The organism is Klebsiella sp. GL120222-02 (assembly GCF_003097195.1).
GTDB classification, from domain to species: Bacteria; Pseudomonadota; Gammaproteobacteria; order Enterobacterales; family Enterobacteriaceae; genus Klebsiella; species Klebsiella variicola.
In genome coordinates this window covers 232,061-249,474 of record NZ_QEQO01000005.1, presented here as the reverse complement: position 1 = coordinate 249,474, position 17,414 = coordinate 232,061, and the positions used below count along the sequence as shown (strand labels likewise).

The window sequence follows — 17,414 nt, the reverse complement described above, 5'->3', positions numbered from 1 at the left end:
ACGGAGAGACCGCACATGGCAGACAATAGACTATCAATAAAGGAAAAGATTGGTTACGGGATGGGTGATGCCGGATGCAATATCATATTTGGCGCCATCATGCTGTTTGTTAACTATTTTTATACCGATATCTTCGGCCTGGCGCCGGCGCTGGTCGGCGTACTGCTGTTGTCGGTGCGCGTCATCGATGCGGTGACCGATCCGATTATGGGCGCCCTTGCCGACCGTACCCGCAGTAAATATGGCCGCTTTCGTCCATGGCTACTGTGGATTGCCTTCCCCTACGCCCTGTTCAGCGTGCTGATGTTCACTACTCCTGAGTGGAGCTATAACAGCAAAGTTATCTATGCGTTCGTGACCTACTTTCTGCTGTCGGTGACCTATACCGCGATTAACATCCCCTACTGCTCGCTGGGAACGGTGATGACCGCTGATCCGAAAGAACGCGTTGCCTGCCAGTCCTATCGTTTTGTGATGGTGGGTATCGCCACGCTGCTGCTGTCATTGACGCTGCTGCCAATGGCCGACTGGTTCGGCGGCGCCGATAAAGCGAAGGGCTACCAGATGGCGATGACCGTGCTGGCCTTTATCGGCATGTGTATGTTCCTGTTCTGCTTCGCTACCGTGCGTGAACGCATACACCCGGCGGTGCAGACGAATGATGAACTGAAAAAAGACCTCAAAGACGTGTGGAAAAATGACCAGTGGGTGCGCATCCTGCTGCTCACGCTGTGCAACGTCTGCCCGGGCTTTATTCGCATGGCCGCCACCATGTATTACGTCACCTGGGTGATGGGACAAAGCACCCATTTTGCCACCCTGTTTATCAGCCTCGGCGTGGTCGGGATGATGATTGGCAGCATGCTGGCGAAAGTCCTCACCGACCGCTGGTGCAAACTGCAGGTTTTCTTCTGGACCAACATCGTGCTGGCGATTTTCTCCTGCGCCTTCTATTTCTTTAATCCGCACGCCACCACGCTGATTATGGTGCTCTACTTCCTGCTCAACATCCTGCATCAGATCCCCTCTCCGCTGCACTGGTCGCTGATGTCCGACGTTGACGACTATGGCGAGTGGAAAACCGGTAAGCGCATCACCGGCATTAGCTTCTCCGGCAATCTGTTCTTCCTCAAGGTCGGCCTGGCGGTCGCCGGAGCAATGGTAGGTTTCCTGCTGTCATGGTACGGCTACGACGCCGGCGCGAAAGCGCAAAGCGCCTCCGCCCTCAACGGCATCGTGCTCCTATTCTCGGTCATCCCCGGCGTCGGCTATCTGATCACCGCCGGCGTGGTGCGCCTGCTGAAGGTTGACCGCACCCTGATGCGCCAGATTCAAAGCGATTTAGAGAAGCGCCGCAGCAACTACAGCGAGCTGAACGAATACCAGGAACTGAAAACCAGTGAACACGTAAGGAAAGCCTGATGAACAACTGGCCAAACCCCTTTATTGAACAGCGCGCAGACCCCTTTATTCTGCGCCACCTTAATCACTACTACTTTATTGCCTCGGTACCGGAATATGACCGGCTGGAGATCCGGCGCGCGGCCACCCTTGAAGGATTGCGCGATGCTGAGCCGGTAGTGGTCTGGCGCGCGCCGCAAAGCGGGCCGATGAGCCAGCTGATTTGGGCGCCGGAGCTGCATGAAATAGACGGTAAGTGGTATATCTATTTTGCCGCCACCCATACTCACGATCTGGATGCGCTGGGGATGTTCCAGCATCGCATGTTCGTTCTCGAGTGCGCCGACAACGATCCGCTGACCGGTCGCTGGCAGGAAAAAGGCCAGGTGGTCACGCCTTTCGATACCTTCGCCCTCGATGCCACTACTTTTATCCATCAGGGCAAACGCTGGTATCTGTGGGCGCAAAAATCCCCGCATATCGAAGGCAACTCAAACTTATATCTTGCTGAAATGGCCAACCCGTGGACGCTAAAAGGCGAGCCGGTCATGCTGAGCAAGCCGGAGTTCGACTGGGAGTGCCGGGGATTTAAGGTCAACGAAGGTCCTGCGGTGCTGGTGCATGGCGATAAGCTGTTCATCAGCTATTCCGCCAGCGCCACCGATGAAAACTACTGCATGGGGTTGTTATGGATCGACCGGCAGGCCGATCCGCTGCAGCCGACGAACTGGCATAAAGCCCCGCAGCCGGTCTTTCGTACCAGCTATGAAAACCGCCAGTATGGCCCGGGCCATAATAGTTTTACCCAAACGCCGGCAGGGGAAGATGTGCTGGTGTATCACGCGCGGAATTACACCGAGATAGAAGGCGATCCACTGTATGACCCCAATCGCCATACGCGGTTAAAACTCGTCAGCTGGAGGGAGGACGGGATGCCCGACTTCGGCATCCCGCCGGCGGATACGCTGTAGCGGTTCGGAATGAAGCCCGCTGACGCGGGTTCTGCAGGCCGGGTCAGGCGAAGCCGCCACCCGGCAACAAGAGTCCCGCAGGTGCATGTATCGTGGCAGGCTGAGCGCGGGCTCAGGCCGTTAAACCAGAGTGCCGTAAATCGTCAGCAGCGCCATGATCACCACCACCACCAGCGAGGTTTTCTTGGCCATCGACACCGCGGCCTTCGGGGTCGCCACTTTATCCACGTGCGGTTCACGAGCCAGGGAATACTGCGCCAGGCGGGTCAATACCTGATACTGCGATGAATGGCGGTCGCCTAACGATGCAAACCACGCCGGGAGCGCTTTCTCTCCATGCCCCACCAGAGCATAGACAACCCCCACCAGACGCACCGGCAGCCAGTCCACGATATGCAAGAGACCATCGATTCCAGACTGCAAACGATGATGCGGCGTCTGGTAGCGCGCCAGCCACGTCTGCCAGGCACGCAGGACGCTATAAGCGATAAGCGTCAGCGGCCCCCACGCGCCCCCCACCACAAACCAGAAAAGCGGCGCCAGGTAATATCGATAGTTAATCCACAGCAGCGCATTTTGCAGCTCACTCAGATATTCACGCTCATCGCAGCCCGGCGGTACGCCGTGGATCAGCGTCAGCTCGCTGGCCATGGCATCGCAGGCGCGACTGTCATTGCGCGACGCCGCTTTCAGATAGGCATGATAATGCAGCCGAACCTTGCCTGCCCCGATGCACAACAGGCCCAGCAAGATCCAGAACACCAGCAGAGGTACGTTAAATAGCTGCCCCTGCAGCAGGCGCTGAATGAGATACACCACCGCGACAGCCACCACCGTCATCAGCAGCGTGCCCAGCAGCGAAAAATGTTTTATCCGGCGGAACACCACCTCCAGCCGATGATCAAGCTGCCAGTGTTCGCCCAGCTTAAACAGCCGTTCGGCGATAAGCACCAGCAGCGTCGTAAACAGCGTCATGATGTCTCCTTATCTGACGGCGCACTGAGTAGCGCCCGGAATTTTATCCAGTCAAAGGCCGGTCCTGGATCGGTTTTCCGCACGGGCGCGATATCGCTGTGGCCCGCGATGTTTTCGGCGATAGCCGGGTAAATCGTGATCAGTAGTTCCGTCACCGCCGCCAGCTGCTGGTACTGCGCATCGGTATACGTCAGGGTATCCGTGCCTTCCAGCTCAATGCCAATGGAAAAGTCATTGCAGCGTTCTCGCCCCTGATAGCAGGAGACCCCCGCATGCCACGCACGCTTATCGAAAGGCACATACTGCACGATTTCGCCATCACGGCGAATCAGACAATGTGCCGAAACGCGCAGATGAGCAATCTCGGCAAAGAAAGGATGCGCATGGGGATCCAGGGTGCCAGTGAACAGCGCATCAATCCACGGACCACCAAATTCACCCGGTGGCAGGCTAATGTTATGCACCACCAGTAAGGAAGGGGCTTCTTCATCCGGACGGCAGTCATGGTGCGGCGAGGGAACCCGACGCGCGCCGACCAGCCATCCCTCGTTCAACTGCATGCGGGATCTCCTTTCGCGAACTCATGCTTCCGGGCCACACGCCGGCCCAAAGGATGAAGTGTGTATGGTACTGAAACGTCGTTCAGGTTAGCATGTTTCCCACTTCTGAATCTTATCTATCTGGAGCTTTATCATGTCGCCTCGTCGTTACAACCCCGACCGCCGCCGTGACGTGCTGCTGGAACGTATTAACCTCGATATTACCGATGTTGTCGCACACTCCCTGCGGGAAGATTTGGGCGGCGAAGTCGACGCCAACAACGATATTAGCGCGCAATTATTGCCGCAGGATGCACGCTCCCATGCGGTGGTCATTACCCGCGAAGATGGCGTCTTCTGTGGCAAACGCTGGGTGGAAGAGGTCTTTATTCAGCTCGCCGGTGACGACGTGAATATCACCTGGCACGTGGCCGACGGCGATGCGGTCAAAGCCGACCAGCCGCTGTTCGAGCTGGAAGGCCCGTCGCGTATTCTGCTCACCGGCGAACGCACGGCGCTGAACTTTGTGCAAACTCTCTCCGGCGTCGCCAGCGTCGTCCGTCGCTACGTCGACCTGCTGGCCGGCACCAAAACCCAACTCCTGGATACCCGTAAAACGCTACCAGGGCTGCGTACCGCGCTGAAATACGCGGTACTCTGCGGCGGCGGCGCCAACCACCGCCTGGGCCTGTTCGACGCTTTCCTGATTAAAGAAAACCATATCATCGCCTCCGGCTCGATCCGTCAGGCGGTGGAAAAGGCGTTCTGGCTACATCCTGATGTGCCGGTGGAAGTGGAAGTGGAAACCCTGGATGAGCTGGAGCAGGCGTTAAAAGCCGGGGCGGACATCATTATGCTCGATAACTTCACCACCGACCTGATGCGCGAGGCGGTGAAAATCACCGCAGGCCAGGCGGCTCTGGAGGTCTCCGGTAACGTCACCTTCGACACCATCCGCGAATTTGCCGACACCGGCGTCGACTATATCTCCGTCGGCGCCCTGACCAAACATGTGCAGGCGCTCGACCTGTCGATGCGTTTTCGCTAAGCAATTGGCCTTCACGCTTCCAGGCGTGAGGGCCTGAATTTGCGAGCCGACTCGCAGCCGTTCATGCCCACCATGTAAGCAAAGTAAAAACCCTGGAATCTGGTTTCCCGGATCGTTTTCGCCTCCTCGCCTGGTATCCCAAATCCCGTCACAGTGCTCCAGTCACAACAAGGAGCGACTTATGGATAAACAACGTGGTTTCACCCTGATTGAACTGATGGTGGTCATTGGGATCATCGCTATTCTCAGCGCCATCGGCATCCCGGCCTACCAGAACTACCTGCGTAAAGCCGCCCTCACCGACCTGCTGCAGACCTTTGTCCCCTATCGGACGGCCATCGAACTTTGCGCGCTCGATCATGGCGGCCTGACGGTATGCGACGGCGGCAGCAACGGCATTCCCTCGCCGACAACCACTCGCTATCTCTCCGCCATGAGCGTGGCCAAAGGGGTCGTCACCCTCACCGGCCAGGAAAGCCTGAACGGACTGGGCGTCACCCTGACGCCGACCTGGGATAACGCCGAGGGCGTCACTGGCTGGCAGCGCGTCTGCACTATCACCGGCAACAGCGCCCTTCAGCAGGCCTGCGAAGACGTCTTCCGGGTGAAGTAAGGGCAAACACATGAAAACAGAACAGCTGATCCCTCTCTGTCGCCGCTATCACGCCATGTTGCTGCATAGCGACGAGCAGACGATATCCATTGCGGTGGTCGATACCCCACCAACAGAGCTGATGGAGGCGCTGCGCTTCGCGACGCAAAAGCGAATCGATATTGAATGCTGGAGCCAGGAACAGATGGACAAGCGTCTGCAGGCCCAGGAAAAGCAGGCGCAACTGGCGCAAAACGCGGGGCCGGAAAATATCGCCGAACGGGTCAACCAGATCCTCGAACAGGCTCTGCGTCAGCGGGCGTCCGATATTCATATCGAACCCACGGAAACGCATTTACGCATCCGCCTGCGGGTCGATGGCGTCCTCCATGCCCTGCCGTTGCTGGCCCCCGAGCTGGCGGCACCGATTATCGCGCGACTCAAGGTCATGGCCAGTCTCGATATCGCCGAGCATCGTTTACCACAGGATGGTCAGTTCGCGCTGAACCTCGGCGGACGACCGCTCTCCTTTCGCATCGCCACTCTACCCTGCCGCTATGGCGAAAAAATTGTCCTGCGTCTTCTGCATCAGGTTGACCAGGCCCTGGATCTGGAGGCCCTCGGACTCTCCTCTTCCCAGCTGGCGGCTTTTCGCCAGGCGCTTAATCAGCCGCAGGGTCTACTGCTGGTCACCGGCCCGACCGGAAGCGGTAAAACGGTGACCCTCTACAGCGCCCTGCAGGCCAGAAACCGGGAGCAAGTGAACATCTGTAGCGTCGAGGATCCGCTGGAGATCCCCATCGCCGGGATGAATCAGACGCAAATTAATCCGCGTTCCGGGCTCACCTTTCACAGCGTACTCCGCGCCCTGTTACGCCAGGATCCGGATATTGTCATGGTAGGCGAGATTCGTGACGCCGAGACCGCTGAAATAGCCCTGAAAGCCGCCCAGACCGGCCATCTGGTGCTTTCCACCCTGCACACCAACTCCACCAGCGAAACCCTCACCCGCCTGCAGCAGATGGGCATCGCCCGCTGGATGATATCTTCAGCGCTCTCGCTGGTTATCGCCCAGCGCCTGGTCCGCAAGCTGTGCCCCCACTGTCGGCGCAATGTCGGTAGCGCCGCCGACCTGCCGCACAGCCTGTGGCCACGCCCGCTGCCGCGCTGGCAGGCGGCTGGCTGCGATCACTGTTATCACGGTTATCACGGCAGGCTGGCGCTGTTTGAGGTCATGCCTGTCACCCCCGGGTTACGCCAGGGAATAGTCCAGGGGCTGAATGCCATTGAGATTGAATCTCTGGCGCGAGCCGCGGGGATGATGACGCTTTTTGAAAGCGGTTGTCAGGCTATCGAACAGGGGCTGACCAGCCTTGAAGAGGTGGTGCGGGTGCTGGGGATCCCCCATGGCGACTAAGCGTCTCTGGCGCTGGCGCGGTATCGATGCGCACGGCGCCCCTTGCCAGGGGATGCTATGGCAAGCCAGTCGTCTGGAGGTGCTGCACGACCTTCAGCAGCAGCGCGTCATGCCGCTGGCCGTGCGCCGCTGTGCAGTGAAGCTGAATCTCTGGCACCCACGCTACAGTAGCGAAACGATCCGTCAGCTCGCCACCCTGCTGCAGGCCGGCCTGCCGCTGGCGGACGGTTTATCTCTGCTGGCGCAGCAGCAACCACACCCGCAATGGCAAGCGCTGCTTGAGTCCCTGGGCCGCGAGCTGGCTCAGGGCGTAGCTTTCTCTACCGCGCTGGCGCAGTGGCCGCAAGCCTTTCCGCCGCTTTATCTGGCGATGATTAGCACCGGCGAACTGACAGGCAAGCTTGATATCTGCTGCCTGCAGCTGGCCAACCAACAGCAGGAGCAGCAGCGGCTCGCCGGCAAGGTCAAAAAAGCGCTGCGTTACCCGCTGATTGTGCTCGCCCTGGCGCTGCTGGTGGTGCTGGGGATGCTCTATTTTGTCCTGCCCGAGTTCACCGCCATCTACCAGACGTTCAGTACGCCGCTGCCGCTGTTGACGCGGATGGTCGTTGCGGCAGGCGACATGCTAAGTCGCGGCTGGCCTCTACTGCTGGCCCTTTTCCTGAGCCCGCTGCTGCTCAACCAGCTGGTCCGGCGGCGTAGCGACTGGTTGCTGCGTCGCCAGCGATTGCTGAACGCGCTCCCTCTCATCGGCCCCCTGATCGGCGGCCAACAGCTGAGCCTGATCTTTACCATCCTGGCGTTAACCCAAAGCGCCGGTATTAGCTTTCTGCAGGGTTTGCAAAGTGTTGAAGCAACTCTGTCGTGCCCACTCTGGCGCCAGCGCCTGGCGCAAGCCCGTACGCTGATAGCCCAGGGGGAACCGATTTGGCAGGCGTTAAGCCGGTGCGGCGGTTTTACTCCGCTGTGCCTGCAGCTCATCCGTACGGGTGAAAGCGCGGGGGCGCTGGATCAAATGCTGGAAAATCTGGCGCACCATCATCGGGAGCAAACGCATCAGCGAGCCGACAGTCTGGCTGCGCATCTCGAACCCATCATGCTGGTGATAACCGGTTCACTGGTCGGCATTCTGGTGGTGGCGATGTATTTGCCCGTTTTTCATCTGGGCGATGCCATTGGCGGGGCGGGAGGATGAGAAACGCTGGCGCAGCACAGGCGCCAGCGAAGCCACTTACAGGCTATTAAATATCCGGTTCTCTTGTTCCTGAACGCGGATAAAGGTCGTCCGTTTGGTCAGCTCTTTCAGACGCGACGCGCCAACATAGGTGCAGGCTGAACGCAGGCCGCCAAGGATATCGCGAGCAGTATTATCCACCGGGCCACGCAGCGGTAGCTTAACGGTTTTACCTTCCGCCGCGCGGTATTTCGCGACACCGCCCACATGGCGCGTCATCGCCGACTCGGAGCTCATGCCATAGAACAGCATGAATTTTTCCCCGTTCTCTTCAACGATGGTTCCGCCGCTCTCTTCATGGCCCGCCAGCATGCCGCCGAGCATCACGAAATCGGCGCCGCCGCCGAAAGCTTTCGCCACATCACCCGGCATGGTGCATCCCCCGTCGCTGATGATCTGGCCGCCCAGGCCGTGCGCCGCATCAGCGCACTCGATCACGGCGGAGAGCTGCGGATAGCCGACGCCCGTTTTGACGCGGGTAGTGCAGACGGAACCCGGGCCAATCCCGACTTTCACAATATCGGCGCCGGAGAGGATCAGCTCTTCGCACATTTCACCAGTGACCACGTTTCCGGCGATAATGGTTTTCTGCGGCCAGGCTTCACGGGCTTTCGCCACAAACTGCACGAAGTGCTCAGAGTAGCCGTTAGCCACGTCGATGCACACAAAGTTCAGTTGCGGATTCTGAGAGAGGATCTGTTGCGTCTTTTCGAAATCCGCATCGGAAGTGCCGGTGGAAACCATCACATGCTTGAGGACGTCTGCGGACGCGCCCTGTACAAACGCCTGCCATTCCTCAACGGTGTAGTGCTTGTGTACCGCGGTCAGAATACCAAAAGTGGCCAGCGCTTGCGCCATACTGAAGGTGCCGACGGTATCCATGTTGGCCGCAATAATTGGCACACCGGACCAGGTCTGGCCTGAATGTTTGAAAGTGAATTCACGTTCCAGCTCAACATCAGAACGGCTTTTGAGAGTAGAGCGTTTCGGGCGGATAAGAACGTCTTTGAAACCAAGCTTCAGATCTTCTTCAATACGCATGTGCGAATTCCTGGGGTTAATTGCATTATTGTGAGAGCACAACTCCAGTGACGTTATCATACGCACGAATCAGGCCTGCGCAAGACTGCGATTTTCACTTTTTTTACGCTACAATCGTATAAATTTACCTGGTGAATGGAGAAAAAAGCGCTTATGCCTTTCCTCGCCAGCGTATTATTTTTAACCATTTGATTTGCTTGATTAAAAGAAACAGAATAGCGGGCGGCGATCCCGGTTGGCACGTGACTATCACGACATGATCACTATCACCTCTCCGACGTGCGGCCAGTCATCGCTGTCTGAATGCAAAAAATACGAGCAATCCGTTTCAGGGTCAGAAGATATGGGGTACACAGTCGCGTTAACAGGTGGGATCGGCAGCGGTAAAAGCACGGTCGCCGACGCCTTCGCGCAGCTCGGGGTTAACGTTGTTGATGCCGATGTTATCGCCCGCCAGGTGGTCGAACCTGGCACCCCAGCGCTCCAGGCCATCGCCGACCACTTTGGGTCGCAGATGATTGCCCCCGACGGCACGCTGAACCGCCGCCTGCTGCGGGAAAAAATTTTTGCTCACGTGGAGGATAAAGCCTGGCTTAACGCGCTGTTGCATCCGCTGATCCAGCAGGAAACGCGCCGCCAGATGCAGGCTGCTACCTCCCCTTATCTCCTCTGGGTCGTACCTTTGCTGGTCGAAAACCGCCTGTCCGGTCAGGCCGATCGCGTACTGGTCGTCGATGTGCCAAAAGAAACGCAGATCGAACGCACCATGCTGCGTGACAAGGTCAGCCGCGAACATGCTGAACATATTCTTGCCGCTCAGGCCACGCGCGAGCAGCGCTTGGCCGCCGCGGACGATGTTATTGAAAACACTGGCACGCCGGATGCAGTGGCATCGGATGTTGCCCGCCTGCACGAAAAGTATTTAATGCTGGCATCGCAGGCCGCCTCACAGGAAAACTCGTAATGCATACCCCCGTTCTGTTTGAACATCCTCTTAATGAGAAAATGCGTACCTGGCTGCGCATCGAATTTCTGATCCAGCAAATGGCTTTCCATCCGATGATTGCCACTCATGCCGATGCGCTCCATTTTTTCCGTAACGCCGGCGATCTGTTGGATGTGCTGGAGCGTGGCGAGGTGCGTACCGACCTGGTTAAAGAACTGGAGCGCCAGCAGCGCAAGCTCCAGTCCTGGGCTGAAGTACCGGGCGTCGATCAGGAGCGCATTAACGAACTGCGCCAGCAGCTGAAGCAATCCTCCAGCACCCTGATGGCCGCGCCGCGTATTGGCCAGTTTCTGCGTGAAGATCGCCTGATTGCGCTGGTGCGTCAGCGCCTGAGTATTCCTGGCGGCTGCTGCAGCTTCGATTTACCGACCCTGCATATCTGGCTCCATATGCCACAGGCGCATCGGGACGAGCAGGTGGCCAGCTGGCTCGCCAGCCTCGATCCGCTGATCCAGTCCCTGAACCTGATCCTCGACCTGATCCGTAACTCTGCGCTGTTTCGCAAACAGACCAGCCTCAACGGCTTTTACCAGGATAATGGCGAAGATGCCGATCTGCTACGTCTGCGTCTCGATCTGGCTCACCAGCTGTATCCGCAGATCTCCGGCCATAAGAGCCGTTTCGCTATCCGTTTCCTGCCGCTGGACAGTGAGTATGGGATCGTGCCGGAGCGCTTTGATTTTGAACTGGCCTGCTGCTAAGGAGATAACATGTCTGAAGAGACCATCGTCAACTGCCCGACCTGCGGCAAAAACGTGGTGTGGGGTGAGCAGAGTCCCTTTCGTCCATTCTGCAGCAAGCGCTGTCAGCTGATCGATCTGGGAGAATGGGCCGCAGAAGAGAAACGCATCCCCAGTGCGGGCGATCTCTCCGACAGCGATGACTGGAGCGAGCAGCAGCCCTGATTTACCGGCACGCTAACCCGATAATTATCGGGTTAGCGTTGTAGCCTGAGGCTCAGCACAGGCCGATAAGTTTGTTGATAACCGGTTCATTCGCCGGGGGGAACGCCTCTGGATCCAGTGTCTGACCCGCCATCCACCGTCCCGGTTGCCCTTCTTTACCCCATGGCTCGCCTTGCCAATTTTCCACAAGGAAAAACCACAGCGTTATATGGCGGTCAGGGAACTGATACTCCAGCTTATCAAATAGCGTTGCAGACCTTACCGTAATTCCAACCTCTTCCTGCAGCTCGCGAATTAGCGCCTGCTCCGGCGTCTCATCAGATTCAATCTTCCCGCCCGGGAACTCCAGCTTATTCGCCATATGGGCATCAGCGGCGCGCTGGGTAATAAAGATTTCGCCTTGTGGATTGCGAATTATCCCGACGGCGATTTGCAGTTTTTTCATTGGATCAGCTCCATAAAAAAGGCGCAGAACTCTGCGCCTTTGTTTTTTTATCAGGCCTTAGCTCAGACGGCCGTGGCACTGTTTATATTTTTTACCGGAACCGCACGGACAGGGATCGTTACGCCCCACTTTACGCTCGCCGGTTTGTGCCGCCAGATCCTCGGCAGCGGCCTCATCATCGCTCTGATGGCTGAGCTGCTGCATCTGCGCCAGGCGCTCGGCTTCTTCACGACGCTGTTGCTCCATCGCTTCGACTTCTTCCGGCATACGCACCTGGACTTTGCTCAGGGTGCTAATCACTTCATACTTCAGTGACTCCAGCATCGCAGCAAACATAGAGAACGATTCGCGCTTGTACTCCTGCTTTGGATCTTTCTGCGCATAGCCACGCAGATGGATACCCTGACGCAGATAGTCCATCGCTGCCAGGTGCTCTTTCCACAGGGAGTCCAGGGTCTGCAGCATCACACCTTTCTCAAAGTGACGCATCATCTCGGCACCGACCACTTCTTCTTTACGCTGGTAAGTTTCTACCGCGCTCTGCAGAATACGTTCACGCAGGGTCTCTTCATGCAGCTCCGGCTCTTTATCCAGCCACTCTTTGATCGGCAGCTCGAGGTCGAAGTCGTTTTTCAGACGCTCCTGCAGGCCTTCAATATCCCACATCTCTTCCAGCGACTGCGGCGGAATATGCGCATCGATAGTCGCTTTAAAGACGTCTTCGCGGATGCTGTTGATGGTTTCGCTGACATCAGACACGTCCAGCAGTTCGTTACGCTGAGTGTAGATCGCGCGGCGCTGGTCGTTAGCCACATCATCATATTCCAGCAGCTGCTTACGAATATCGAAGTTACGGCTTTCCACTTTACGCTGAGCGTTGGCGATAGCCTTAGTTACCCACGGGTGCTCGATGGCTTCACCCGGCTTCATCCCCAGTTTGCGCATCATGCCGGACACACGATCGGAGGCGAAGATACGCATCAGAGCATCTTCCATCGACAGGTAGAAGCGAGACGAACCGGCATCACCCTGACGACCCGCACGGCCACGCAGCTGGTTATCGATACGGCGTGATTCATGACGCTCAGTACCGATAATGTGTAGACCGCCTGCGGCCAGAACCGCATCATGGCGCACCTGCCAGTCCGCTTTGATTTTTTCAATCTGTTCCGGCGTCGGATTTTCCAGCGCGGCGACTTCCGCCTGCCAGCTACCGCCGAGCATAATATCGGTACCACGACCCGCCATGTTGGTGGCAATGGTCACCGCTGCCGGATAACCCGCCTGGGCGACGATATCCGCTTCGCTGGCGTGGAACTTGGCGTTCAGTACGTTGTGCTTGATGCCGGCTTTGGTCAGCTCGCGCGAAACTACTTCGGATTTTTCGATCGAGATAGTCCCCACCAGCACCGGCTGGCCGGCAGCGGTGCGGGTTTTAATATCTTCGATAATCGCCTGAATTTTTTCCGCTTCGGTCATATAGACCAGATCCGCCATGTCCTTACGGATCATCGGACGGTTGGTCGGCACGACAACGGTATCCAGCTTATAGATAGAGCTGAATTCGAAGGCTTCGGTATCCGCTGTACCGGTCATCCCCGCCAGTTTCTCGTACAGGCGGAAGTAGTTCTGGAAGGTGATAGAGGCCAGAGTCTGGTTCTCGTTCTGGATCTCCACGCCTTCTTTGGCTTCCACCGCCTGGTGCAGACCATCGGACCAACGGCGGCCTTGCATCGTACGGCCAGTGTGCTCATCGACGATGATAACTTCGCCATCTTTAACGATGTAGTCAACGTCGCGGGTGAACAACGCATGGGCGCGCAGCGCGGCGGTCACGTGGTGCATCAGCATGATGTTGGTCGGGGAGTACAGCGACTCACCTTCTTCCATAATGCCTTCCTGCACCAGCAGCTCTTCGATGAGCACCAGACCGCGTTCGGTCAGGTTAACCTGGCGGGCTTTCTCATCAACAGAGAAGTGGCCTTCACCGGTAAAGGTATCCGAATCCTCTTTTTCCTGACGGATCAGATGCGGGATGATTTTGTTTACCTTACGGTACATTTCAGAGCTGTCTTCCGCCGGACCGGAAATGATCAGCGGGGTACGCGCTTCGTCGATCAGGATGGAGTCCACCTCATCCACCAGCGCATAGTGCAGTTTACGTTGAACGCGCTCTTCCGGGCTGAAGGCCATGTTGTCGCGCAGATAGTCGAAGCCGTATTCGTTGTTGGTACCGTAGGTAATATCGGCAGCGTAGGCTTCACGCTTCGCCGGCGCCGGCAGACCGGACATATTGATGCCCACGCTCATACCAAGGAATTCGAACAGCGGACGGTTGTTTTCGGCGTCACGCTGCGCCAGATAGTCGTTGACGGTCACCACGTGGACGCCTTTACCGGTCAGTGCGTTGAGGTACGCCGGCAGGGTCGCGGTCAGCGTTTTACCTTCACCAGTACGCATCTCGGCGATGCAGCGATCGTTAAGCACCATACCGCCCAGCAGCTGGACGTCGAAGTGGCGCATGCCGAACACACGCTTACTGGCTTCGCGAACGACGGCAAAGGCTTCCGGGATCAGGTTTTCCAGCACTTCGCCTTTTTCCAGGCGCGCGCGGAATTCAGCAGTTTTCGCTTTCAGCTCGTCATCAGAGAGTTTTTCCATCGCCGGTTCCATACCGTTGATGATATTGACAACTTTGCGCATACGACGCAGCGTACGGTCATTACGGCTGCCGAAAACCTTAGTTAACATTTTAATAAGCATAATAAAATCTCAAACGCCCCGCGGTGCGGAGTCACAAAAAATAGGATGGTCCGGGGTTATTTTCAGCTGAGACGTTGAGGTCCTGCGCGGATCCCCGCCACCTGGCTAATCCAGGCGCTCACGCGGAAGGCAGAATATGAGGAAGAGATGTAAGCCACCTGGCGGATCACCACCGGCGGCGTGCTGTCCTGGGTCAGCAGCGCGCTGAGCGTATCAAGCAGCGCCAGATGTTGGGCCTGCAGCGGGGAAGTTTCTTCCGCCACCGGCAATGCCTGTGGCGCCATCGCGAAGGAGAGATGACGAATAACGGTGCGAATGGCGTGCTGATGCCAGTAGTCGACGGTAAAGTTCGGCCGACGATTACTCTCCAGCAGCGCCAGCTGAGAGAAATTAACTTTGCTCGGATTGTGGTTGCTGGACGTTGCCTTCGCCGGCGTCGCAGTTTCGTGGCTGTTGCTAAGCGCGGGCAGGCCGAAGCTGGCCGCGACCATCCCCAACAGGAGATGCGGCCAAAAATACCGTCTGCCAAACTGTCGCCAGCGCGTCAGCAATCCACTCACTTTCATTACCTTTCGTTGGTATACCCGTCGTCGTTCAGGCCGCCTCTTAATTAGCGTTTTTTGCAGGACACCCTGACATCCACGGGGTAAAGCAACCCGGAGAAATAATTTTGCGCTCAAATACTAACATTATTACCGCGCTGAGGCAGCATGAATGAAGGCGATTGCCCGGGGAAAACGCTTAATAAAACAGCGAACGCGCGCTAATTATTGCCCGACAATCACTGCGAAAAATAACTGGAAGGGGTTATAAAAGAAAAACGACTGGTTCCCTGGTCGGAGAGAGTACCAGGTTACCAGTCGAATTTACTGAATGGTCAGGCTTACGCCAGAACCATCGACGGTGCGCGGAACGCCATAGGCAGTTTTGCGTCGTCTTCGAAGGTCACATACTCCCAGGCTTCCTGTTTTGCCAGGACCGCCTGCAGCAGTTTGTTATTCAACGCGTGACCCGATTTGTACGCCGTGAATGCGCCGATAATGTTGTGACCACACATAAACAGGTCACCGATCGCATCCAGCATTTTGTGGCGAACAAATTCGTCTTCAAAGCGCAGACCGTCTTCGTTCAGTACGCGATAATCGTCAACAACGATGGCACAATCGAAGCTGCCGCCCAGGCACAGGCCGCGGGACTGCAGATATTCGATATCGCGCATAAAACCGAAGGTACGCGCACGGCTAATCTGACGCATGAACGCATCGGCCGAGAAGTTCAGCGTATAGCGCTGGGTGCTGGCATCAATCGCCGGATGGTTAAAATCGATGGTGAAATCCAGCGAAAAACCATTGTACGGTTTGAATTCAGCCCATTTGTCGCCATCTTCGACGCGAACCGTCTCTTTGATACGAACAAATTTCTTGGCGCAGTTCAGTTCATCGATGCCGGCGTCCAGCAACAGATAAACGAACGGAGCCGCACTGCCGTCCATAATCGGGATTTCCGGCGCATCGACTTCAACAATAATGTTGTCGATACCCAGGCCAGCCAATGCGGCGTTCAGGTGTTCAACCGTAGAAATCCGCACGTCATGCTCATTAACCAGGCAAGTACAGAGCATGGTATCACGCACAGATTTGGCATCAGCCGGAAAATCTACCGGTGGATTCAAGTCGGTGCGACGATAGATGACCCCGGTATTTGCCGGCGCAGGGCGTAACGTCAGTGTGACTTTCTTGCCGGTATGCAAACCGACACCAGTCGCCTGAACGATACGTTTAAGAGTCCTTTGTTTGATCATCGTATAATCTCGCCAATTTACCTATCCAACCGAAGTGTACACCACTATCGGGAGGCCAGTTTAGCACAAAGAGCGCAGATGCCCAACTTCCAGTCGATTCTTAATCGGCTTGCTTACGCAGGAAGGCTGGGATATCCAGATAATCCGGCTCTTTCGCGGTTTGCGGCGTATTGTCGTTCACCACTTTTGCTGCCGGCTTCTGCTCTTGCGTCAGCGGCGACATACCGTGCTGCTGGTAGCGATCCATCACCGGCTGCTGAACCTGTTTGTTGGTCACCAGGGTAATTTCCGGACGCTTGTCCATGCCGATACCAGTCGCCACCACGGTCACGCGCAGCTCGTCGTTCATATCCGGGTCCAGAGAAGTACCGATAACCACGGTCGCGTTATCCGACGCAAAGGCACGGATGGTGTTACCCACGGTTTCGAACTCATCCAGACGCAGGTCGAAGCCCGCAGTAATGTTAACCAGTACGCCGCGCGCGCCGGACAGGTCGATATCTTCCAGCAGCGGAGAAGAGATAGCCATTTCAGCCGCTTCTTCCGCACGGTCTTCACCACTCGCCACGCCGGAGCCCATCATCGCGTAGCCCATTTCTGACATCACGGTACGGACGTCCGCGAAGTCGACGTTCATCAGGCCCGGACGCGTAATCAGTTCGGCGATACCCTGCACCGCGCCTTTCAGTACATCGTTTGCCGCGCCGAACGCGTCGAGCAGAGAAATACCACGGCCGAGTACTTTCAGCAGCTTGTCGTTCGGGATGGTGATCAGTGAGTCAACGTGCTTGGACAGCTCGGTGATCCCCTGCTCAGCAAACGCCATGCGCTTCTTGCCTTCGAAATTAAACGGCTTCGTGACCACCGCAACGGTGAGGATACCCAGATCCTTCGCCACTTCCGCAACCACTGGCGCCGCACCGGTACCGGTACCGCCGCCCATACCTGCCGCGATGAACACCATGTCTGCGCCATCAAGGGCCGCACGCAGCGCTTCACGGTCTTCGTCCGCCGCATTGCGGCCGACTTCCGGGTTCGCGCCCGCACCCAGACCTTTGGTAATACCGCTACCGATCTGGATAGTCTGGCCAACAGCCGTTTTACGCAGCGCCTGCGCATCGGTGTTCACCGCGAAGAATTCAACACCCTCAATGCGCTCGCGCACCATGTGTTCAACGGCGTTACCGCCGCCGCCACCGACGCCGATGACTTTAATCACCGCGTCGTTGGTCAGTTCCATAGGTTCAAACATAGTTTCTCTCCGTCTTGTGCCTGT

General features: G+C 57.1%; 17 protein-coding genes. 9 read left to right on the top strand and 8 right to left on the bottom strand.

The features are described 5' to 3' along the window. Positions 1-15: 15 nt before the first annotated feature. Both N438_RS17155 and N438_RS17150 read left to right on the top strand, forming a co-directional pair. A complete protein-coding gene (locus N438_RS17155; protein WP_080782894.1) occupies positions 16-1,422 on the top strand; it encodes an MFS transporter in 1,407 nt (468 codons plus the stop codon). Then, positions 1,422-2,372 carry a family 43 glycosylhydrolase gene (locus N438_RS17150; RefSeq protein ID WP_012968931.1) on the top strand — a complete coding sequence of 317 codons (951 nt, stop codon included), beginning with the start codon at positions 1,422-1,424 and terminating at the stop codon, positions 2,370-2,372. The genes N438_RS17155 and N438_RS17150 overlap by 1 nt, the downstream gene beginning before the upstream one ends. Positions 2,373-2,492: 120 nt before the next feature. Here N438_RS17150 and ampE read toward each other — a convergent pair whose 3' ends face one another. Together ampE and ampD are read right to left on the bottom strand one after the other, a co-directional pair. Continuing rightward, entirely contained in the window at positions 2,493-3,347 is an 855-nt protein-coding gene (ampE, locus tag N438_RS17145; RefSeq protein ID WP_012542846.1) for a beta-lactamase regulator AmpE, read from the bottom strand. Further along, a complete protein-coding gene (ampD, locus tag N438_RS17140) occupies positions 3,344-3,907 on the bottom strand; it encodes a 1,6-anhydro-N-acetylmuramyl-L-alanine amidase AmpD (protein ID WP_016160299.1) in 564 nt (187 codons plus the stop codon). Before ampD ends, ampE begins: the two co-directional genes overlap by 4 nt. A gap of 133 nt (positions 3,908-4,040) precedes the next feature. On the opposite strand from ampD, the gene nadC reads away from it, so the two are divergent. From nadC to hofC, 4 genes are all read left to right on the top strand, one after another. After that, a complete protein-coding gene (nadC, locus tag N438_RS17135; RefSeq protein WP_116696384.1) occupies positions 4,041-4,934 on the top strand; it encodes a carboxylating nicotinate-nucleotide diphosphorylase in 894 nt (297 codons plus the stop codon). Positions 4,935-5,115: 181 nt separating this feature from the next. Continuing rightward, complete coding sequence (ppdD, locus tag N438_RS17130) at positions 5,116-5,547, top strand: prepilin peptidase-dependent pilin (protein ID WP_008807418.1); 432 nt, start codon at positions 5,116-5,118, stop codon at positions 5,545-5,547. 10 nt (positions 5,548-5,557) lie between these two features. Then, on the top strand, positions 5,558-6,943 hold the full coding sequence (gene gspE / locus N438_RS17125) for a type II secretion system protein GspE (protein WP_008807419.1): 1,386 nt from the start codon (positions 5,558-5,560) through the stop codon (positions 6,941-6,943). Further along, the gene (gene hofC, locus N438_RS17120) at positions 6,933-8,138 is read left to right on the top strand and encodes a protein transport protein HofC (protein WP_016160297.1); all 1,206 of its coding nucleotides are present in this window, start codon (positions 6,933-6,935) and stop codon (positions 8,136-8,138) included. Before gspE ends, hofC begins: the two co-directional genes overlap by 11 nt. Positions 8,139-8,174: 36 nt before the next feature. Here hofC and N438_RS17115 read toward each other — a convergent pair whose 3' ends face one another. Next, positions 8,175-9,218 carry a GMP reductase gene (locus N438_RS17115; protein WP_023297067.1) on the bottom strand — a complete coding sequence of 348 codons (1,044 nt, stop codon included), beginning with the start codon at positions 9,216-9,218 and terminating at the stop codon, positions 8,175-8,177. Between the two features lie 343 nt (positions 9,219-9,561). On the opposite strand from N438_RS17115, the gene coaE reads away from it, so the two are divergent. Genes coaE through yacG form a run of 3 tightly spaced genes read left to right on the top strand, consistent with a single transcriptional unit; the run spans position 9,562 to position 11,129 of the window. Next, entirely contained in the window at positions 9,562-10,182 is a 621-nt protein-coding gene (coaE, locus tag N438_RS17110) for a dephospho-CoA kinase (RefSeq protein ID WP_116696383.1), read from the top strand. Further along, entirely contained in the window at positions 10,182-10,925 is a 744-nt protein-coding gene (gene zapD, locus N438_RS17105) for a cell division protein ZapD (RefSeq protein ID WP_008807424.1), read from the top strand. Before coaE ends, zapD begins: the two co-directional genes overlap by 1 nt. A gap of 9 nt (positions 10,926-10,934) precedes the next feature. Continuing rightward, positions 10,935-11,129, top strand: a complete 195-nt coding sequence (yacG, locus tag N438_RS17100) for a DNA gyrase inhibitor YacG (RefSeq protein WP_008807425.1) — start codon at positions 10,935-10,937, stop codon at positions 11,127-11,129. A 52-nt stretch (positions 11,130-11,181) separates the two neighbouring features. Here the strand turns inward: yacG and mutT are convergent, their stop codons facing one another. The 5 genes from mutT to ftsZ all read right to left on the bottom strand — a co-directional run bounded on the left by mutT (position 11,182) and on the right by ftsZ (position 17,390). Next, entirely contained in the window at positions 11,182-11,574 is a 393-nt protein-coding gene (gene mutT / locus N438_RS17095) for an 8-oxo-dGTP diphosphatase MutT (protein WP_012542850.1), read from the bottom strand. Positions 11,575-11,631: 57 nt separating this feature from the next. After that, positions 11,632-14,337 (bottom strand): preprotein translocase subunit SecA, encoded by a 2,706-nt coding sequence (secA, locus tag N438_RS17090; RefSeq protein ID WP_008807427.1) that lies wholly within the window; start codon positions 14,335-14,337, stop codon positions 11,632-11,634. 62 nt (positions 14,338-14,399) lie between these two features. Next, positions 14,400-14,897, bottom strand: coding sequence for a secA translation cis-regulator SecM (gene secM, locus N438_RS17085; protein ID WP_049245540.1), 498 nt, complete (start codon positions 14,895-14,897; stop codon positions 14,400-14,402). Positions 14,898-15,220: 323 nt separating this feature from the next. Then, a complete protein-coding gene (lpxC, locus tag N438_RS17080) occupies positions 15,221-16,138 on the bottom strand; it encodes a UDP-3-O-acyl-N-acetylglucosamine deacetylase (protein ID WP_002888632.1) in 918 nt (305 codons plus the stop codon). A 100-nt stretch (positions 16,139-16,238) separates the two neighbouring features. Then, positions 16,239-17,390: a cell division protein FtsZ gene (ftsZ, locus tag N438_RS17075; RefSeq protein WP_002888628.1), complete on the bottom strand. Its 1,152-nt coding sequence runs from the start codon at positions 17,388-17,390 to the stop codon at positions 16,239-16,241. Between the last annotated feature and the right edge of the window lie 24 nt (positions 17,391-17,414).